This window comes from Okibacterium sp. AC114, from assembly GCF_979253355.1.
This window is the reverse complement of the sequence record NZ_CEEDBR010000001.1, coordinates 79220-98722: the sequence shown is the minus strand read 5'-3', so window position 1 is coordinate 98722 and position 19503 is coordinate 79220. Positions and strand designations below refer to the sequence as shown.

Here is a 19503-nt window from a genome sequence, read left to right as displayed (position 1 = left end):
GGGCAATGACGGTCAGCCGATGACCGGGCGCTCCTCCGGGTAGCGGAAGAGGAGGCTGCGTCGGCGGATTGCCAGAGCGGATGCCAGGCCGATGGGACCTACTCGGCCGGCGAACATCAGTGCCGTCAAAACGTATAAGCCGAACGGTTGGAGCTCTTCGCTGAGGCCGACGCTGAGCCCGCATGTTGCGAAGGCCGAAATGACCTCGAAGAGAATGCGGTCTAGCGGGGCGTCTGAGACGAGCATGATGAGCCCGGTTGCCCCCAACACCAGGGTGGCGCCGAGGAAAGTCACACTGATCGCGACCCGAAGGGTGCCCTCGGGGATCGTGCGGCCGAAGATCATGACGTTCTTGTCGCCTTTCGCCTCGGCGATGATCGCGAGGAAGAGGACCGCGATGGTCGTGACTTTGATGCCGCCCGCCGTGGATGCGGACCCTCCGCCGACGAACATCAGGGCGTCGGTGATGAGAAGTGTCGCCGGTGTCGATGCCGCGTAGTCGGTGAGCGAGAAACCACCCGAGCGCATCATGGTGGACGCGAAGAGGGCGTGCAAGATCTTCTCCGCTACCGTCATGTCGCCGATCGTCGCTGTGTTCGCCCATTCGAGCAGTCCCCAGCCGGCCGCACCGATCACGAGGAAAAGCGTCGTCGTCGTGAGCGTCAGTTTGGTGTGGAGGGTCCACTTCTTCCAGTGGTGACGGGCCACCATGAGCACCATGAACACCGGGAAGCCGAAACTGCCGACGAGCACCCCGACCATGACCGGTACGAGGATCCAGAGGTCGCCGTCGAACGCCGCCAGTCCCCCGACGTTGGGCGAGAATCCGGCGTTGTTGAACGACGAGATGGCGTAGAAGAGGCCATGCCAGGTGCCGCTCGCCCAAGATTGTTCGACGATGATGAAACGGGGAATGAGGATGAGCGCGAGCCCACCCTCGAGCACCAGGGTTGTGAGAATCACGATGCGGAGGAGTGACCGCACTTCACCGAGTTTGTTGGTCCCGATCCCCTGTTGCGCGAAGATGCGGACCTGCACCCCGAAGCTCCGCGTGACGGCACGCGAAAGAAGAAGGGCGATGGTGACGATGCCCAGTCCGCCGATCTGGATTCCGAGAAGGATCACGATTTGCCCGAAGAACGACCAGTGCTCGGCGGTATCGACCGAGACGAGTCCGGTGACGGTGACGGCGGAGAAGGCGGTGAACATGGCGTCGTGGAGAGTCGTCTCCTGGCCGGCGCGGGTGGCCACTGGAAGCGTCAGTAGGCCGGTGAAAAGCAGGGCCACCATGAGGAAGATGGCTAGGGCCAGAAGGGCCGGCGTCACCTTAGCCAGGTGGCGGGGAGTCAAAGCGTCTCGAAGAGCCCGGGCCCGGCGACGCGCATGCAAACGAGAATCGCTCATCGGTGCACGCCCGTCAGACCGATGCCGTGACGAGTACCGATGCCGTGACACGTGCTGGGTGTGACGATGGCGCGAGCGGAGCCGCAGGACGTGCGTGCATGGCGAAAACCTTTCACACGAAGAACGACCACGTCGGCCGCACGGCGACCAGACTTCCCGCCACACCGATATGAACGCTACGGGATACGCGGCATCGGCGCGACCGCCGTTTCCAATCGGTCAGACGTTGCGCCATGGGCATCTTTCACTCTCACCCGCACAAGGGCGTTCGAGACGAGGATAAGAACAGTCGCGAGACCGATTATGACCGCAGCTCGTGCGCGTCAGAAGAGCCCACAGTGTCAGGCGAGGACTCCGCAGCGCAACGCAATTTTGCCTAGGCGCACGGTGGACCTTTCGCCAGATGTCTTACCTCAGTTGATGGTGGCCATATCTAGCGACGGGATGAACGAGCGCTGCGGAGGAGAGCGTCAACGTCTGCGCACGAGCCTCCGGCGCGCGATGACGATGCCCCCCGCGACCATCGACGCCAGCGACAGCAGGAGGAGCGTCCCCGCAGTTTCGCTCCCTGTCTCGGGGAGCGTCGGGGACGTCGTTGCAGGCGGGACGATCTGCCCGTCATCTGGAACCGGGCTGATGCCTGTGGCGGGAGGGAGAGCGAATCGAAGGGTGAATTCCCCCCTCTGCTCGCCGGCGACAAACTGGCGAACCGTCACGCTCTGCGCGGTGTCCGCAGCATCCGCGAAGGTAAGCGTCGCGGACCATTCACCATTGGCGGGCACCGGCACAGTCATTGCTCCACCGGCCTGCCCTGACGGCACGGTCAACGAAATCGATGACTCCGGCACCGCGGTGCCACTCACCACCACATCGCGAGACGAGGTTGTTGTGTTCTGGGCGGGGGTGACGACCGCGAAGGACGGCGGGAGCACCACCGAGCGATCCACCGACGCCACTTCAGCATCGTTCAGGAATGCTGCGATTCGAACGTCCTGCTGCGCTTCCTCGCGAAGCGTAAAGGGAACCACAACCGAGAAGTGCCCGTTCGGATCCACGACATCGCGGGCCCGCTCCTCGCCGGCCACCGAGAACACAACCGTTGCCGTGAGTGGCGCCGTCCCGAAGAAGCGAGGAAGGCGTGAGATGAGTTTCTCGCCCTCAACGGGCGAGGTAACCGAAAGCATCTCCCCCGCGTTACCGGTTGTGGGCTCCTGTGTTGGGGCCGCCGCGGGCGTCGCCGTCGGCGCGGTTGCCGACGCAGCGACCCTTCCCCCGGCCGTCGCGAGAAGGGCGATGGTGATTGATGCGAGCAGTCTCATATCAGCGGTTTCCTTCTGTGAGTATTTGGCCCAACGGGGTGTCTTTCGAATCGGGGCTGCGCTCGTCTTGTCGTCCCTGCAGCTGTAGCCACGACAGCAGATTGCTGCCGTCGGCGTGCAGGAGCACAACAAGGGAGATGTCTTTGCCACTCAGGTGCGCGACAATCAGCCGCTCGAGCTTACGACCAGGAAATACAGCGACCACGATGGCGCCTGGACGGATGGCGTGCTTCCACGCTGATTGCGGAACAACGAGCGCGGCCGGCATGCTTTGCTGCAAAAGCGCGACCGCATTTGCCTCGAAATCGTTGAGCGCCTCTGTGTTCACGAGGACCACCGCGGGCATGTCGGCGGCGTTCAACGCTATCGAGAATGCCACGGCACCGTCCTCCTGTCGGACCCAGTCATCCCAATGAACGTAAGACATCCGTGCGCGAGCCATCGGACTAACGTGCCATGCCGCACGTAAGGAATGCGAGTTGAGTCGCTACTTCGTTAGCGGAACGTGAGATGCAACGCTGGCAATCAGTGTTAGGTTTCCGACTCATTGCGCTCAGAAAGGGGAAACGCCATGTGGTTTCATTCATGGGCTGACGTTTGGAGAACGTTGGCCGTTGGGGCGAGTGCTTACGCGGTGTTGGTCCTCGCTCTACGAGCCTCCGGGAAGCGCACACTCAGCCAGCTGAACGCGTTCGACTTCATTGTGACTGTCGCGTTGGGTTCAACCCTGGCGACGATCCTTCTGAGCACCGATGTTTCGCTGACGGAAGGCATCACGGCACTGGGCCTATTGATCGGCTTGCAGTTCCTCGTCGCATTCACCGCCGCAAGAACCCCGGTATTCCAGAAAGTAGTGAAGTCTCAGCCCTCGGCGCTCGTCGTTGATGGAGTCATCCAGGAGGAGACGATCCAGCGATCACGATTGACCCTGGAAGAAGTGCATCAGGCCATCCGTAGCAGCGGCGTCGGAGACGCTTCCCTCTGCGCCGCAGTGGTGCTCGAAACGAACGGAACACTCAGCGTCATCACCAAACAACAGCGCGGTTCTGGGTCAGCTCTCGCAGATGTCGGCGGGATTGACGGCCATTAGGCCATCTTCGCTCGTCGTTGCTGGATTCAGTCCCATAGACGTTGAAGGGTCCGAAGGTCCGCAGCACACTCATCGCCTCTCGCTCGTTCCACGTTATTGACGCGATGGGTCAGCAGACTGTCCTTTCGGACAGGGGGCACTGGCCGGCTGGCCGGGGTGAAGAAAGCCCGCCCCGGCGAGGCTGGGTTCATGAGCATTTCAGACCACCTCCCTCTCCACTGCTGCGGGCTCCGCAAGAGTTTTCACGGACGCCGCCGCGTCGACGACATCGACTTCTCGGTGCAACCGGGCCGCGTCGTCGGCCTCCTCGGTCCGAACGGCGCCGGCAAGACGACCACCATCCGGCTGGCCCTCGGGCTGTCGCACCCCGACGGCGGTGAGGCCCTCGTCTTCGGGCGCCCCTACCGCGAGCTGCGGCATCCCGCCGGCACCGTCGGCGTCGTCTTGGATGCCGGCGGCCTCCACCCGTCTCGCACCGGGCGTCAGCATCTCTCGATCGCCGCACGACGCGGCGGATTCGCGCAGGCTCGCGTCAATGCGGCCCTCGCCGACGTCGGGATGACGGCGGACGCCGACCAACGCGCGGCCGGCTACTCCCTCGGCATGCGCCAGCGCATCGCCCTCGCGGCTGCGCTGCTCGGCGAACCGCGCCTCCTGATCCTCGACGAACCGTCGAACGGGCTGGACCCCGCGGGGATGCGGTGGCTGCGCCAGAAGCTCCGCGCGTTCGCCGAGGCGGGAGGGACAGTGTTGCTGTCCTCCCACCTCCTCTCCGACGTCGAGGAGATCGCCGACGACATCATTGTGATCGCCGACGGCCGGGTCGTCGCCGACGCGTCGATGGCGGATGTCCGCGCCGGTGCGACGGGCAACCTCGAGAGCTACTACCTTGCCCTCACCGGAACCTCAGAGGTGCGCTGATGTTCCGCGCCGAACTTCTCGCCCTGCGCTCGACGACCGCCACGCAGGTCGCCGCGGGGGTCGCCGTTGCCGGCCTCATCGCCACGCAAGTGGTTCTCGTGACCGTCCTGCCCGCCTTGGCGGAGGGGGTGATCGGGCCGGGGGCCGATTCCCTCGGCAACGACCTCCCCGTCATCGATATGGCCGCCCGTGCCACACAACTCGACGCGCTCAGCCCCCTCGGGGCCACACTCGGGGGTGGCTCGATCGGCATCGCACTGATCGCCATCCTGCTCTTCGGCGTCCTGGCCGGAACGAGCGACGAACGCTACGGCTCGATGGCCGGTGTGGTGCTCGCGACGCCTCGCCGCCCTCTCATCGTGTTGCACAAAGCGCTCGCGGTGGGTGCGGCCGGCCTGGCGCTCGGTCTCGTGCTCGCCCTGGTGAGCCTCGTCTCCCTGGTCCTCACCCTGACCGTGTCGGCAACCCCCTGGGCGTTGGACGGCCTCGACATCGTGGGGGCCGTCGCGCGCGGTGCGGTCACGGTCGCGTGTCTGTCGGTGCTCGGCCTCGCGCTGGGGCTGCTGTGTCGCGGTCAACTTACGGGCGTGCTCGTGATGATCGCCGTTCTCGTCGCCGAACCCATCGTGACCGGCTTCGCCCAGTTGGTCAGCGCGGGCAATGCGCCGGCCTGGACGCAGTTCCTGCCGGTGGCGGTGAGCCAGAACGTGATCCACGGCGATGACACCGTCCTCGGCACCGGTCTCGCCGTGGGCGCGCTGGTGGCGCTCGTGGCAGCCGCTCTCGCCGCGGCATCCGTTGCGCTGTCACGACGCGACATCTAGGTCGCGTCCTCTGTCAGGCGCTCGTCTCACCCGGGGCGGGCGCCTGACATGGTTGACTCGATCCATGCGCTCGCTGTGGCTCTCGCCATCCTCCCGTCTCATCCGGGGATGGGTTCCGTCGATTCTCACGGGCGCGGTCGCGCTGACCTATGTGGGCCTCGCCATCTGGGGTTCGGATGTCTACGCCTCCGTTCCCGGCACCGTCTCCCCAGTCGTGCACGGCGCCCTCGTCGCGCTTCAGGCGCTCGTCCTGCTGTGGCGCCGCCGCTCGCCCCTGCCGGCCTTCGCGCTGGTCGTCGCAATCGACCTCGTCATCCTCGTGACCACGGCCGGCGAACTGGGCATCGGTGCGCTGGGCGTGATCTTCGCGTCCTATGCGGTCGCTCGGCGGACGGGCCTCCCCACACGCCTGATCGCCCTTGCGGCAGCCGCCCTGCTCACCACACTGGTCGGCATCGTCAGCATGGCCCTCGGTTCTGCCGAACCTCCGACGGTCGTAATCCTGTCCGCCGCCGCGCGCGTGGTCGTGTTGTACATCGCGCCGGCCGTCGTCGCCGAATCGGCGCGCGCTCGGGAGCGCCTGCGCCGGGCGCTCGACGCGCAGACACGCTTTCTCGAGGTCGAGCGTCGCGATGCGGCCGCCCGCGAGGTGCAGGCCGAACGCTCGGCCCTGGCACGAGAGCTGCACGACATCGCCGGGCACCACCTCTCCGGCATCATCGTGAGCGCCCAGGCTGCGGCGGCCCTTGTGCGCCGCGACCCCGAGCGGTCGCTCGACATGCTGGGTTCGATCCAGGATGACGCCCGCACGACGCTAGCCGATCTCCGCCGCACCGTGGGGCTGCTGCGCAGTGACGACGACCCCGATCGGAGCGGCGCCCCCAGCCCCACGCCCGATGTCGACGGCATCGAGCGTCTCGTCGAGGCGGCACGCGCGCGGGGGCTCGCCGTCGAATTCGTGTCGACCGGATCGCCGCGCCAGCTCGGTCCGCTGGCCGAGACAGCCGCCTACCGCACAGTTCAGGAGTCGTTGTCGAACATCGGCCGACACGCGCCGGGCGCTCAGGCGCGGGTCATCCTCGGCTGGCTGCCGGCTGCGCTCGAGGTGACGGTCGAGAACGGGCCGGGCGACGTTCCCTCCGAGCCCCTCGGCGCCGACGCACCGCCCGGTTATGGTCTCGCCGGCATGTCGGAACGCGCCGCCCTCATCCGGGCAGAACTCAGCACCGGCCCCACCGCCGACCGTGGCTGGCGCAACCGGTTGACTATCCCCCTCGCCGAACGGAGAGACGCATGATCCGAGTACTGATCGCCGACGACCAGGCGGTCGTGCGCGCGGGTCTCGGTGTCATCCTGGGCACCGAAGATGACATCGAGGTTGTCGGCGAAGCCGCCGACGGCAGCGAGGCGGTTCGCCTGGCTCGAGAGCTCCGCCCCGATGTGGTGTGCATGGACATCCGCATGCCCGGCACCGACGGAATCGCCGCCACCCGGGAGATCACCGCCGACCCGGACCTCGCCGTCGACGTGCTGATCGTGACGACCTTCGACGTCGACGGCGACGTGTTCGCGGCCCTGGAAGCCGGCGCAGCCGGGTTCCTGCTCAAGGGTGCCGACGAAGCGACGCTGCTCGGAGCCATCCGCTCTGTCGCATCAGGTGGCGGAACACTCGACCAGCGCCTCACCCGCCGCATCGTCCAAGAATTCGGCAATCGCCGGAGGAAAACGAGTCCCCCTCAGGCATCGCCCCATACGCTCACCGAACGCGAGCTCGACGTCCTGCGGCTCTTGGCGCAGGGGCACTCCAACACAGAAATTGCGCTCGAGCTATTCATCGAAGCGACGACCGTGAAATACCATCTCGCTGGCATCTTTCAAAAAACCTGTACACGCGACCGATTGCAGGCGGTGCTGTGGGGCATCCGAACCGGCCTATTGAGCGTGTCGTGACCACCTCTGGCGATTCACCGATCACCTGCATCGCCCGTGACACGTAAAAGGGCACCGCGGGTAGTCAATCCGCGGTGCCCTTTTTACGGTGTGGGTGTTACTTGGTGGCGACGGTGATCTTGGCGACACCGACGAGCATTCCGCCGGCGACCTTGTCGGTGCCGAAGGTCTCGTTCAGAAGCGCAGCAGCGTCATCAGAGATGTGGACCGTGGTGCCCTCGAGGATCGCGTTGTCGCCATCCATCTGGAGCGGCTTCAGGGTGCCACCGTGCAGGTCGAACAGGACGGCGTCTTCAACAGCGACGGTTCCATCGACGGACACGTCACCCATGAGCTTCGAGGTGCCCGGGTCGATCACGAAGTTGCTGAGCTCGACGACCTTCGCGCCGGCGGTCAACGACAGGCCGGAACCCTCGTGGTCGATGGTGCCCTGAACGTAGGGACGGTAGTCCTCTTCGGGGTCGTAGTAGTCGACGTTGCCGCCCGTGATCGGGAACGAGAACGTGCCATCGGTGAACGTGGCCGTGCCGACGGTGCCGGGGGTCAGACCCAGCGAGGTCAGAGCATCGACGAACGACGCGTCGACGGCGACCTGCGTGTCGACACCCTTCGAGAGGTCGGGGATCGACGCAACCGGAGTGGGCGTCGCGTCAGCCGACGACGAGGAGCTGGACGAAGGCGGAGAGCTGGACTCGGTGGTCGTGCCACCGGTCGAGCACGCGGCCAGAGAGAAAGCGAGAGCGCCAGCAGCAGCAACTCCGAGTGTGGTCTTCATGTACTTACGCATGGTGTCAATCCTTTGTTCGTGTGTGGGGCGGATGTCCCCGACCTCTCTGCGCGGTCGTAACAGGGGTTCGGCACCCCGGCATATTTGGATGGCTCGCGTTATCAATTTGTGATAATCGGCTTACGCGTTGAGTCCCCCTCGGGGATGTAGCGGTCGGCGAAACCGGTCGTCACAGCACCGCGGATAGCGGCACTGGCGTCCCCGTTCACGCCCGTGCTGTTGAGCGAGATGAACATTCCGGCGTCGTCGTCGTCGGGGAAGATCTACCTTCGGGGTGCGCTGGCGGCGTTCCTGTCTACTTTTATGGCTTTGCTCTCACACGTGGCCGTAATTAGCACTGTCAGAACGCGGCCGTTTAGCGCTGCGTTCCACAGGGAGCTGTGCCCCGGTCAGGTTCTTCATCGATAGGGAAATTATCCGGGTCGCGCACTCCGCCGACGAGCACCTTCGCCAAGGGCGAGTTGGTCGGAGGCGTTGTAGTCAAACCAGCCTGGGCGCACGATTGTGTATGCGTTGCCGCTTGCTCGCACGAGGCGCTCACCGCGCCGCTTCCAGTCATGGCCTTCGGATCGGACAGTGACGCCGATCGCGGTCATTAGTGCAATGCGGACTGGGCGACCATCGAAAGCGGTGAGCACGTTCGCGACCGCTCCGTAGTCGACCACTTCTGCGGCGCCGGCGGCGCCGTGAGCGCCCTGAGCAAAGAGGACAGCGGCGGTCAATGGGGCGAATCCGAGACCCTGGCCGAGACCCCCGCAAACGCCTGACACGCTCACGCAACCTAGGTTGACAAACTGGTTCTTAGCAACGTAGGTTGACGACATGGAGTCTTCACAGATTGCGGCAGTGGCTGCCGACACCAGCGACCCGAAAGCAGGGTTGCGGGCCGTGGCATCGTTGCGCGTTCTCGCCGACACGTTGGAGCTTCGGCAAGTCGAAGCCGCGCTGCGGGCAGGGATGACCTGGCAGGACATCGCAGACGCGCTCGGGGTGACGCGGCAAGCCGCCCACAAGAAGCACTCCAAACGAGTCGACCCTACGATCCCGACCCCCAGGAGGAACGCATGAGCAAGTTCGTTCGCGCCGCTCAGACCAGTCAATCTCTGTCCCTCGCCGCTATGGAAGAAGCATCCCGAGCAGGGCTTCGCGTAGCGGACCTCGAGCACCTGTTCCTCGCCCTCGTCATCAGCGATCAACCCGCCGGAGCCTCACTGCGCAGCATGGGCATCGACATCGAGGGCGCCCGCCGTGCCGTCGAGGAAGCACATGCGGCCCAGCTGGCGTCACTCGGCATCGAGGCTTCATTCCCCGAGGCCGGACGAATCGTGTTTCACGAGACCGCCGGATATGAGTGGAGCAAACGCGCTTACGACGCCATCGCGCGCTCCGTCGAAAAAGACAAGAATGGCGATGCCGCCGCCGTGCTGCGAGAACTCGTCTCCGAGCCCAGCGGACTGATCGCCGACATCCTCAACCGCCTCGGCACGACACCTCAGGCTGTACTCGAACACCTCGAACACCTCGAACAGTTCGACGCGACTGCCGAAAGAACGGCGACCAAGCCCACACAGGTAAAGGGACGGGCGACAGGGTCGATCGAGACATTCGTTCCAGCGCCGATTGACGAAGTGTGGAAGTTGCTCGCGGACCCGGCACGCATCCCCGATTGGGAGATGAGTGTCGGCTCCATCGACGATGCAGGCCAGGACGTCACACCCGGTACGGTGTGGCACGGCGTCGCTCCTGCAAGCCGCCCGGATGGCAAGCCGGTGAAGGTGAAGCCCGGGTTCCGCCGCCGCGACATCGAACTCGTCACAGCGCACCGACCGGAAAGGATCGCGTGGAGCTTCACCTACCCCGATGCCCCACACAGCAATGCGATTCTGACGGAGTTCACCTTGGTGAACACGACCGGCGGCACCCAGGTGCAGATCACCAAGTCATGGTCGCGACGCCCGGGGTGGAGAAGGCTCGTCGCTTTACCCCTGCGTCCCATTCAGAAATTCCTCGTGTGGATCACCCTGTTCCAGACGGGCGGCGCGATCAGCCGCGCATTCCGCTGACCCGAGGAGCGACACCTCAGAGGCGAACGTGGAGGCGTGCGTGACCGCTGCCCACCTCCCTGTTGAGGCATTTTCTATCCGGCGCTCAGCGCACGCGAGGACTACTCCGTCGCACGTTGGATCGAGAGCGGGTACTTCCGGTCGAGGCGCGGCCCGACAACCACGAAGAGCAGGAAGATCGACAGAAGCCACCCGCCCACCCAGTAGCCCGGAACGATGAGCAACGCGATGTTGGGCCACAGGTCGGTAGCTATGGCAGCCAGAACCCCCAACGTCAGCACAGCCCCGACCCCGTAATACAGGCTCTCGAGACCTTTGGTGATCGTTCGCCGCCTTTCCTGTTGCAGCGCGCTTCGTCGATCCAGGTTGGTGACGGCGTCGTCGAACGTGGCGTCCTGGATCTCAGCGAAAAGGTCGCGCACGGTCACCTGCAGTGCGCGAGCCAGGAGGGTCAGGGTCTCGAGGCTGGCGTCGTTACCGGCTTCCAAGCGCTGGATGGTGCGCACCGTCACCGAGCTTTCCTCGGCCAACTTCTCTTGCGTCCATCCACGAGCTTTTCGCAGCTCCACGATTCGTGTCTCATTCATAGCCCCAACCCTACGAACCGGGGGAGTTTCGGGCCACGACACCAACCCGACATCTACCCGACAGCAAGCCGCCAACCCGAACAGCTGCGAGAACTGCTCGGTTCTCGCGTTCACTGTCGGCGGGGCATCCCCTCTTGGACAACGGCCTGGCTGGCCGTCATCGAGCCGTCATCGACTTTCCGCGAATCACGGATGACCCAGTAGACGACGACGAGAGCGAGGATGCCGACGAGGGGCGCGAACAGCGGAGCCAGGGATGTCGCAACGGGCGCATATCCGACAGCGAAAACGGAAACATCCCAGAGGCCGTGTAACGCCATGGCCCAGATGAGCGAGCCGGAGACGCGCCGCAAAATGTAGAACGCAGTCCCTGATGCGAACGCCATTGCCGCCTGCACAAGAGAAGCCGCCAGGGGCGCTCCGAGCGCCGCGTTCACCAGGTGCATCACGCCGAAGAGCGCGCTGGAGAGGAACCAGACCCACCCCTCGCCGAGCCGGGCACGAAATGCGGTGAGGACGAGACCCCTGGCCATGAGTTCTTCAGCGAAGCCCACCAGGACACCCAAGGCGATGAGCGCGAGCAGAAACGACGCGTCGAAACGAGACCAGTCGGTGTTCAGGAGATTGAGCACCGCAAGCACGAACATGAGCACGGGTACGAAGATCGGCCATTTGTGGCGCGAACGAGTGCGTTCGAACAGGGCAGGCCGCCACCATCCCAGGACCGACGTGACGACGATGAGCGCGACGGCACCGACGGCGAGGTCCAGGACGGCCCCGCGCCAGGTGGAGTCGGCCGAGGTTCCGATCTCGGGAAAGGGAACCCCGCTCAACTGTGAGACGACGAAGATGATGAGCACGTAGCCCGCCCAGATCGCGAAGCCGAGCCAGACTCGAGGAGTTACACGCATGGTGTGCCTTTCACTCGGAAGGGAGCTTTTCGGGAACTCTAGCCTGCGCTTGTGCGTTCGGGTCAGTTTGAGCGGCGAGTGATTGTGGGTTGCGGGGTCGCGGTGGGGTCGACAGCGACACGAACGGGCCCACCGGTAGCAGCTTGCCGTATGCCATCGTCGAGCTGTCCGAGCGGCACGGTTGTGCCGACGAGCTCAGAGAATGGCCATGACCTCCACCGTCCGATGATGTACTCCGCTGCTTCTCGAAGGTGTCTCTGGTTGTAGTTGTGCACGCCTCGGACGGTCAATAGCTGGCGAACGACCTGTTCCGGATCGAGCGGCACCGGTTCTGTCGGAGAAACACTGCCGACTAAAACCACCACTCCCCCGACGGCGGCGGAGGCGAGCGCGGTATCCACGGCAGCGCGTGAGCCGGAGGCTTCGATTACGACATCGAAGCCGTCGCCGCTGTCCGTGTCTGGGACCTGACGCGTGCTCGCCTGAGGTGCCGTTGGATCAATAGTGTCGGTGGCCCCGAACCGAAGGGCAAGGGCGCGTCGCTGCGGGTCTGGGTCGGCGACGGTCACGCGGGCCCCTCGGTCGGACGCCATTGCCGTTGCGCTCAGCCCGATGAGGCCCGCCCCCGAGACGAGAACCTCGGTTCCAGAAAGTTTGCGGATCGCAGCCGCAGCATCCAAAGCGGCCCAGGCGGTCGCGGTGCCGCAGGAGACGGGGGCCAGGATGGCGGCTGGCACGTCTTCGGGTACGCGGACGATCGGGGTGCCGTCGCGAAGGTGCACGTGGCTGGCGAAACCCCCAGAGAGGGCCCACCTGTCCTCGAGCTTCTCGTGGCCGTATTTGTGGAGCGTGCGACATTTCTGCGGGAGGCCTGAGGCGCACCGGTCGCAGTTCCCGCAGCTGGCCGCGATCGACCAGATGATGCGATCCCCCACGCGGAGCGGTTCATGGTCGACATCGAGCGGCGCTGTATCGCCGACGGCGACGATGCGACCGATTTGCTCATGCCCAAGAATCAGCGGGGCCGGGGCCGAGCGGTGTCCTTGCGTGGTGTGAACGTCTGATCCACAAATGGTGGCGAGTTCGATCGCAACAAGTACTTCACCTGGCAGGAGCTCGACGTCGACGAAAGCCACGGACTCGTGCGGCTGGCCGGGTTCGATCCAGACCATCGCTGTTGCGGCCGGTTCGAGGGTGTACCTACTGATGCTTTCCACAATGGCGGATGTCATCGGATGGCATCAACTGACTGTGAGGAGCGCGTCAGGTCGGTCGTTTTCAGCGCTCGCAGCTGGGTGACATCCGCGATGACAGCGTCGGCGCCCGCATTTTCGAGTGTGGGCCGGTCGTGGGAGCCGCTCAGGACCCCCACTACCAGTCCGGCGCCGGCCGAGCGTCCGGATGCGATATCGCTCGAGGTGTCACCCGTGACGGCTACGGCGCTCATCGCGCTGACGCCGGCACGCAGCGCGGCCGTGAGCACCAGATCTGGAGCCGGCCGACCTCGGCCGGCGTCGCTGGGCGAAAGCACGATATCCACGAGGTCCATCCAGCCGAGTGATCTGAGGATCGCGTCTCGTGTGACAGGTGCGAACCCTGTCGTCAATGCGACGGTGGTGCCCTCTGTGCGCAGCTGGCGGATGAGCGCTTCGGCTCCGAGGATCGCCTCGGCGCCGTCTTCCTCAATGAGTTCGCCGTATGCGTCCTCGAACGCCGCGGTTGCGCGGGACGCCGCATCGGTGTCCCCGTCCGCGAGGTGGGTGAACACATCGATCTTCGACATCCCCATCGTTTCGCGCACGTATGCGAGCGCTTCCTGCCAGGGCCGGCTCCGCGCGACACCCGTGCGCTCGGCGGCGCGTTGGAACGCTCGCTCGACGATGCCGTCATCGCGCACGGTGGTGCCGGCCATGTCGAACACCACAAGCTCGATATTACGAAGAGCGCTGTCGGCACTGAGAGGAGCGTCCGCCGAGTCGAGGCCGAGCGGGAGAGTCTGGGTGGTCATGAGGAGCCTTTCGACGAGGTGAGAGCGCCGAAGCGCTCGGAGAGTACGGTCTCGGACAGTCCGAGTCCTGTGGTCATGCCGATCCCGGTGGTCGCGGCGAGGGCGATGACCCCTTGTTCGGGTTCAGCAACGAGGAACTCGGTCGGCGCAGTGGCATAGATGCCTTGCCATCGTTCGAGAACCCGTGCCGACGTCCCGAACAGCTGTGTCGTCTCGGTGAGCAGTAGGTCGGCTGTGTGTTCCTGTTGAAACGGGGACGGGGTGATCGACGTGGCGTGTGAGTCACCCACGATGATGCTCCCGTCGGGCAGCTGGGTGTACATCTGGTTGAGATCGATGGCGGCGAGATCAGGGCGGTCACCGTGGAGGCGAGCCCTCACAGCGTCCGCTTCGGCGAGCTTCGCAAAACCGCTGTACCGGATGAGGGACCACCCGGTGAGGAGCGGTGCGGTGAGTGGATGCGCGAGGGGCATTTCCACGCGAAGCATGTCGAGCGCGCAGCGCCTGATGCCGTGCGATTCCGCGAGTACCGGTAGGAGCTGGTCGATGTCGTGGTTGACCGCGACGACGATCGTGTCGGCGTAGATCACGCCGCGGCTGGTCTCGACCGCTCCGCGTCGAGTGCGCCCCACGGATGTGCGGGTCAGGAACTCCACTCCGAGGTCGGCCAGGTGCCGGACGATTGCGGCGGCGGCTGCGCGTGGGTCGGTCTGCAAATCGAAGGGAAGATGGGCGCCCCCGACGAGCTGGTCACGGCTGACGGGGAGCACCGTCGCCGTTTCGTCCGCGTCCATCAAACGGACGGATGAGCCTCCCGCTGGATCGAGGCCGCCGGGCGCGTTCGCTGCTGCAGCTTCGAGAAGCGCCAGCTCGTCTGCGTGCCGGGCAATGACGTGGGTTCCAGATGTGCGCAGCCAGAATCCGGCGTCGTGGGCGAGCCTCAGCCAGAGTTCGCGGGCCACTTTGCCATACCGCAGCGCGTCGCCGGACTGAGGGGTGAAACAGAGATGACCGAAGTTGCGTACCGTCGCGCCGCTGGGTTCGATGCTGCGGTCGATGACGATGACGCGTTGCCCACGGCGCACGGCCGCGTATGCGGCGCCAAGTCCCACGATGCCTGACCCGACGACGACGACGTCGTACTGTGCGCTCATCGGAACACCTTCCGCATCCACATGGCGAGTCCTTCGATAACGAGCACGGTCACCAGAATCATGAGGACGATCGCCGTGACAGTGGCGTAGTTCGACCCTTGGCTAGCGTTCAGCAGGTAATAACCGATCCCGCCTCCTCCCACGATGCCCAGCAGTGTTGCGGCACGGATATTGGTGTCGAGGAGGTAGAAGGTGTGGCCGATCAGGGCGCGCATCGATTGCGGCAGCGTGGCGCCGGCGTATACCTGCAGGCGTGTGGCTCCCGCCGCGACCAGGGCGCGCTCGGGGCCCCGGTCGACTTCCTCGAGGGAATCGGCGATGAGTTTGCCGAGCAATCCGATGCCGCCGACGGCGAGTGCGATCGTTCCCGCCTGCGTGCCGAGTCCGCTGATGACGATGAGCACGATGGCGAGGATGAGTTCTGGGATGCCGCGGACTGTGACGAGCAGAAGGCGGAACCCGCCGCGTGTTGCGGCGTTGGGTGCGACGTTGCGTGCGGCGAGCGACCCGATAACAAGCGAGGCGACGACGGTGAGAAGCGCTGCCGCGAGAGCGATGACGACGGTCTCGCGCATGGCCTCCAGCATGGTCGTGAGGTCGTAGCTGCCGAAGGAGGGCGGCCAGAACTGCACGGCGACGGCCGGGATCTTGGCCCAGAAGGTGGCGAGGTCGGTCCAGCGGATGTCGGAGACGATCACGCCCGCCGCGATGGCGATGACGGCGACAGCACCCCAGATGGTGTTGCGCGCTCGTGTTGTTGTCCAGGGCCGTTTCAGCGCCGCCGTCGGGGATTCGAAGCGTGCTGCACCGGCACGTCGAACGCCCGACGGCGGCGCAGCTTTCGGGCGCGCGGTGCGTGCGTGGCGAACCAGTCGGTTGATCGGCCCTCGGCCCGTGTTCTCGGTGCCGAGCATGGCCCCGCGAACGACGCTCGACACGATTTCCATCGCCACGCAGAGCACGAAGATGACGATTGCGATGCCGATGCCCCGCCCGTAGTCGAGGGATTTGAAAGCGTAGGACATCTCGAGGCCGAGGCCCGCAACGCCGACATACCCCAAGATCACTGACCCGCGCAGGTTGATGTCGTTGCGGTGGAGAACGGTGGCGACCCAGGACGGCAGCACCTGGGGAAGAATGCCGGCGGTGAATTCATGCAGCTTTGATCCGCCCGCGGCGCGGATGGCGAGTCGAGGTCCTTCGTCGATCTGCTCAACAGCGTCCGCGAACATTTTCGAGATCATGCCGACCGAGTGCAGCCCGATGGCGAGGATGCCCGGCAGTGAACCGAGCGAGAACATGAGGACGAACACCATCGCGAGGACGACGTCGGGGATGGCTCGTGCCAGTACGCCGAGGAAGCGAGCGACCGCTTGCCATGCTCGCCCGGGCGAGGTGTTCGCCGCCGCGAGGTAGGCCAGCGGCACGGAGATCGCCGCGGCGAGGAGGGTTCCGGTGAGGACGAGCCCGAGTGTTTGGGCGGTGAGGGCGAGGAGATCGGCGGGTTCGGGGAAGGTAATGCCACCGACCCGTCTGAAGAATCGTTCGGCGTTCGACCAGCTCTCGATCATCCGGGGTACGGAGATGTCGATCTCGAGAAGGGATACGACCGCAAGGCCCCCGAGGGCGAGCAGAGTGAGGATCGCGGCAATGCGTTCGGGTGAGCGGCGCGGGCGGGGTGCGCGTTGGGCGACCGATGCTCGACGCGCGGAGGCTGCGTCGACCGTGCTGGGCGGCAGGGTGATGGTCACAGGGCAGCCTCGGTGTCGAGGAGTTCGATCTGCACGGCCTGCAGTTCGGAGGTGGACGTCGCGACGCGGCCGTAGATCTCCATGACCTCGGCTTTGCTGAGACCATCGGCCGGGGTGTCGAGAACAACGGCCCCGTGCCGAAGACCGACGATGCGGTCCGCCCACGAGATCGCCAGATCCACCTGGTGCAGGCTGCACAGAACGGTGAGGCCCTTCTCGGCTGCGATCTCTCGGATGAGTGCCATCACCTGGTCGCTGGACTCCGGGTCGAGCGATGCGACCGGTTCGTCGGCTAGGAGGATTGCGGGGTTCTGCATGAGTGCGCGGGCAATGGCCACGCGCTGTTGCTGGCCTCCGGAAAGCGTGTCGGCGCGCTGGTAGGCGCGGTCGAGGAGTCCGACGCGGTCGAGGTGCTGCAGCGCGGCGAGCTTCTTAGCCTGCGGATAGCTCCAGAGGCCGAGTCGTGGTCCGCGGAGGGTGGCCAGTGCGCCCGTGAGCACGTTCTCGAGAACCGTCAGCGATGGCACGAGTTCGAATTGTTGGAAAATGAAGCCGACTCGTCCGCGTAACGCGCGAAGTCGTCGGCCCGAGAGGGCAGAGACGTCATCGCCGAGAACACGCACGGTTCCGCGTGTCGGATGCTCGAGTGCATCCACGTGCCTGAGCAGGGTGGACTTGCCCGACCCGGAGAGACCCAGCAGCACCACGATCTCACCGCGGCGCACCGTCAGCGAGACACCCTCGAGGGCGGTCGTTTCGGTGCCGAACGTTTTGGTGAGATCGGTGATCTCGACCACATTCTCGGATGCGGTGGATTGTGACAGTGTCATCGGATTCTCCGGGTCAGGTATCGGTCGCGCTCGTGGTTCAGAGCGGCGTTACTACTTCTGGCACTGCGTGGCTTTGGTGACCTCGCAGATGTCACGGATTTCGTCGTAGTACTTGTCGTCGACGGGGGTCGTTGCGTAGAAGACGCTGCGGAAACCGTCGGAGTCGGCGCCCGTGATGCCCGCGGCGGCGATGTCATCGGCGGTGACCTCCGAGAGGATGTCGCGCAGCTTCTTCTTCACGTCATCGGGCAGCGTGTTCGACTCGACGATCGGTGCGCCCGGGACCATGGTCTCTGCGATGACCTTCACCTTGTCGGACTTCGCGACCTCGCTGTCTTCGGCGAAGCCGGCCTCGCACTCCACGCCTTCCCCCACCTTCTGCACGCTAACGTCATGCTTGCCGGCGAACACCGGCGTGACGTCCTTCTCCGGGTCGATTCCGGCTTCGAGCAGGTTGTAGGACGGGAACAGGTAACCCGAGGTGGATGACGGGTCGACGAAGCAAACCTTCTTGCCCTTCATGCCGGCGAGGTCCTTGATTGCGCTGTCGGCAGGCACGATCGCCTGCGAGTAGTAGCCGGGCTCCTGCCCTTCGGCGGTGGTGATGGAGGAGATCGGGGTGAGCTCGGCGCCGTTGTTGGTAGCCGTGACATAGGTGAAGCCCGAGAAAGACGCTACGTCGATCTGCCCGGCGATGGCTGCCTCGATCAGGGCGGCGTAGTCGGTCGACTCGTGGTATTCGACCTTCTTGCCGGTCTCCTGCGCGATGTAGTCCATGAGCGGCTGGTAGTTCGTTTCAGTTTCGACGGAGTCGGGGACGACGCCGAAAACGAGGGTGTCGGAATCGACGGCGTAACCACCCTCGGCGCCGGCGGAATCGGTGGAGGTCGAGGACGCGGGGCCGGAGCATCCGGTCAGCGCGAGGGACAGGGCACTGGCGACGGCGAGCGTTGCGACGGAGAGGCGTACGCGGGTCTTCATGATGGCCTTTCGGGCGGGAGTCGGAGGGACGACACCATCCTCAGCCACGGCACCGAGACATGTATACCTACGCCGCTTAAGTTCACAACGTGTTCACCTATGTTGCGCCTGTAAGTCATGAATCCGATCGCGACGACGGAGCTGGCAAAGCTAGTAGGGTTCCGTTGTGGCCGACGTGATGTACAAGCAGATTGCCGATGATTTGCGCGCGACGATCGCTCAGGGGCGGCTAAGGCCGGGTGACGAGGTGCCCACCGAAGGCGAGCTCGCCGCGAAATACAGCACCTCTCGCGGGCCTGTCCGCAATGCACTCGCTGCTTTGCGGACGGAGGGACTGATAGAAACAACTCGAGGGCGGCCGAGTCGCGTGTTGGCCCGCAAAGCACATCAGGCCGTCGATGTATCCATCCCGTTCACCAAGTGGGCTCGGGAGATGGGAGCGAAACCCGGTGCGGCAACACAGCAGGTGAGCCTGCGGCGGGCAGACGCGGACCAAGCCGCGCTGCTGAACATTTCTGACGGCGACTTCGTCGTCGACGTGCTCCGACTTCGCCTCCTCGATGAGCGCCCCACCATGGTGGAACGCCTCACATATATCGAACCGGTAGGGCGGCTCCTGTTCGACGTCGACCTGGATTCAGTGTCGATCACGGAGTACTTAGAATCGCGGGGACACAAATCCGCGGAAGTCGACCACGAGATCGACGCTGTAGCCGCCGACGCCACCGATGCATCACTGTTGGGGCTTGAACCGGGGTCTCCGATCCTGCGCCTACGGCGAGTCACTCGCGATCCGAACGGCCGGACGATCGAAGCGTCGGACGATCGATATCGAAGCGATATTGTTCGCTTCACCGTTGCTGCCTCCGGACGACGCAGCGACGGCACTCACTTCATTCGCCCACTCGGCATCTAGGTGCCCG

The 19503-nt window shown here is 65.0% G+C and carries 21 protein-coding genes; 8 read left to right on the top strand and 13 right to left on the bottom strand.

The genetic code is table 11. From position 1 onward, the window contains the following. Positions 1–12: 12 nt before the first annotated feature. From ACZ6IE_RS00480 to ACZ6IE_RS00470, 3 genes are all read right to left on the bottom strand, one after another. Complete coding sequence (locus ACZ6IE_RS00480) at positions 13–1404, bottom strand: TrkH family potassium uptake protein (protein WP_464606176.1); 1392 nt, start codon at positions 1402–1404, stop codon at positions 13–15. Positions 1405–1874: 470 nt separating this feature from the next. Further along, positions 1875–2723 carry an LPXTG cell wall anchor domain-containing protein gene (locus ACZ6IE_RS00475; protein WP_464606174.1) on the bottom strand — a complete coding sequence of 283 codons (849 nt, stop codon included), beginning with the start codon at positions 2721–2723 and terminating at the stop codon, positions 1875–1877. A gap of 1 nt (position 2724) precedes the next feature. Then, positions 2725–3102 carry a hypothetical protein gene (locus ACZ6IE_RS00470; RefSeq protein WP_464606172.1) on the bottom strand — a complete coding sequence of 126 codons (378 nt, stop codon included), beginning with the start codon at positions 3100–3102 and terminating at the stop codon, positions 2725–2727. Positions 3103–3357: 255 nt separating this feature from the next. Between ACZ6IE_RS00470 and ACZ6IE_RS00465 the strand changes: the two genes are divergently transcribed. From ACZ6IE_RS00465 to ACZ6IE_RS00445, 5 genes are all read left to right on the top strand, one after another. Then, positions 3358–3813: a DUF421 domain-containing protein gene (locus tag ACZ6IE_RS00465; RefSeq protein WP_464606170.1), complete on the top strand. Its 456-nt coding sequence runs from the start codon at positions 3358–3360 to the stop codon at positions 3811–3813. A 189-nt stretch (positions 3814–4002) separates the two neighbouring features. After that, positions 4003–4734 carry an ABC transporter ATP-binding protein gene (locus ACZ6IE_RS00460; RefSeq protein WP_464606168.1) on the top strand — a complete coding sequence of 244 codons (732 nt, stop codon included), beginning with the start codon at positions 4003–4005 and terminating at the stop codon, positions 4732–4734. After that, on the top strand, positions 4734–5558 hold the full coding sequence (locus ACZ6IE_RS00455; RefSeq protein WP_464606166.1) for a hypothetical protein: 825 nt from the start codon (positions 4734–4736) through the stop codon (positions 5556–5558). Before ACZ6IE_RS00460 ends, ACZ6IE_RS00455 begins: the two co-directional genes overlap by 1 nt. 64 nt (positions 5559–5622) lie before the next feature. Next, complete coding sequence (locus tag ACZ6IE_RS00450; RefSeq protein WP_464606164.1) at positions 5623–6855, top strand: sensor histidine kinase; 1233 nt, start codon at positions 5623–5625, stop codon at positions 6853–6855. After that, entirely contained in the window at positions 6852–7508 is a 657-nt protein-coding gene (locus ACZ6IE_RS00445; protein WP_464606162.1) for a response regulator transcription factor, read from the top strand. Before ACZ6IE_RS00450 ends, ACZ6IE_RS00445 begins: the two co-directional genes overlap by 4 nt. Before the next feature lie 97 nt (positions 7509–7605). On the opposite strand, the gene ACZ6IE_RS00440 is transcribed toward ACZ6IE_RS00445, so the two are convergent. Both ACZ6IE_RS00440 and ACZ6IE_RS00435 read right to left on the bottom strand, forming a co-directional pair. Continuing rightward, positions 7606–8295 (bottom strand): hypothetical protein, encoded by a 690-nt coding sequence (locus tag ACZ6IE_RS00440; protein WP_464606161.1) that lies wholly within the window; start codon positions 8293–8295, stop codon positions 7606–7608. 413 nt (positions 8296–8708) lie between these two features. After that, the gene (locus ACZ6IE_RS00435; RefSeq protein WP_464606159.1) at positions 8709–9119 is read right to left on the bottom strand and encodes an NAD(P)H-binding protein; all 411 of its coding nucleotides are present in this window, start codon (positions 9117–9119) and stop codon (positions 8709–8711) included. Between ACZ6IE_RS00435 and ACZ6IE_RS00430 the strand changes: the two genes are divergently transcribed. Beyond that, positions 9118–9363, top strand: a complete 246-nt coding sequence (locus tag ACZ6IE_RS00430) for a hypothetical protein (RefSeq protein ID WP_464606157.1) — start codon at positions 9118–9120, stop codon at positions 9361–9363. The two genes, ACZ6IE_RS00435 and ACZ6IE_RS00430, sit on opposite strands and share 2 nt — an antisense overlap. A gap of 152 nt (positions 9364–9515) precedes the next feature. After that, positions 9516–10358 (top strand): SRPBCC family protein, encoded by an 843-nt coding sequence (locus tag ACZ6IE_RS00425; protein ID WP_464606155.1) that lies wholly within the window; start codon positions 9516–9518, stop codon positions 10356–10358. A gap of 101 nt (positions 10359–10459) precedes the next feature. Here the strand turns inward: ACZ6IE_RS00425 and ACZ6IE_RS00420 are convergent, their stop codons facing one another. From ACZ6IE_RS00420 to ACZ6IE_RS00385, 8 genes are all read right to left on the bottom strand, one after another. After that, positions 10460–10945: a helix-turn-helix domain-containing protein gene (locus ACZ6IE_RS00420; protein WP_464606153.1), complete on the bottom strand. Its 486-nt coding sequence runs from the start codon at positions 10943–10945 to the stop codon at positions 10460–10462. A 110-nt stretch (positions 10946–11055) separates the two neighbouring features. Continuing rightward, positions 11056–11856, bottom strand: coding sequence for a lysostaphin resistance A-like protein (locus tag ACZ6IE_RS00415; protein WP_464606151.1), 801 nt, complete (start codon positions 11854–11856; stop codon positions 11056–11058). Positions 11857–11918: 62 nt separating this feature from the next. Next, positions 11919–13088, bottom strand: a complete 1170-nt coding sequence (locus tag ACZ6IE_RS00410; RefSeq protein ID WP_464606149.1) for a zinc-binding dehydrogenase — start codon at positions 13086–13088, stop codon at positions 11919–11921. Further along, positions 13085–13864, bottom strand: coding sequence for an HAD family hydrolase (locus ACZ6IE_RS00405; RefSeq protein ID WP_464606147.1), 780 nt, complete (start codon positions 13862–13864; stop codon positions 13085–13087). The genes ACZ6IE_RS00410 and ACZ6IE_RS00405 overlap by 4 nt, the downstream gene beginning before the upstream one ends. Continuing rightward, on the bottom strand, positions 13861–15018 hold the full coding sequence (locus tag ACZ6IE_RS00400; RefSeq protein WP_464606145.1) for a TIGR03364 family FAD-dependent oxidoreductase: 1158 nt from the start codon (positions 15016–15018) through the stop codon (positions 13861–13863). Before ACZ6IE_RS00400 ends, ACZ6IE_RS00405 begins: the two co-directional genes overlap by 4 nt. Beyond that, entirely contained in the window at positions 15015–16769 is a 1755-nt protein-coding gene (locus ACZ6IE_RS00395) for a PhnE/PtxC family ABC transporter permease (protein ID WP_464606143.1), read from the bottom strand. The genes ACZ6IE_RS00400 and ACZ6IE_RS00395 overlap by 4 nt, the downstream gene beginning before the upstream one ends. Then, a complete protein-coding gene (gene phnC, locus ACZ6IE_RS00390; protein ID WP_464606142.1) occupies positions 16766–17599 on the bottom strand; it encodes a phosphonate ABC transporter ATP-binding protein in 834 nt (277 codons plus the stop codon). Before phnC ends, ACZ6IE_RS00395 begins: the two co-directional genes overlap by 4 nt. 51 nt (positions 17600–17650) lie before the next feature. Continuing rightward, on the bottom strand, positions 17651–18580 hold the full coding sequence (locus tag ACZ6IE_RS00385) for a phosphate/phosphite/phosphonate ABC transporter substrate-binding protein (RefSeq protein WP_464606140.1): 930 nt from the start codon (positions 18578–18580) through the stop codon (positions 17651–17653). Between the two features lie 166 nt (positions 18581–18746). Here ACZ6IE_RS00385 and ACZ6IE_RS00380 point away from each other — a divergent pair, with 166 nt between their 5' ends. After that, entirely contained in the window at positions 18747–19496 is a 750-nt protein-coding gene (locus tag ACZ6IE_RS00380) for a GntR family transcriptional regulator (protein ID WP_464606138.1), read from the top strand. Positions 19497–19503 lie beyond the last annotated feature (7 nt).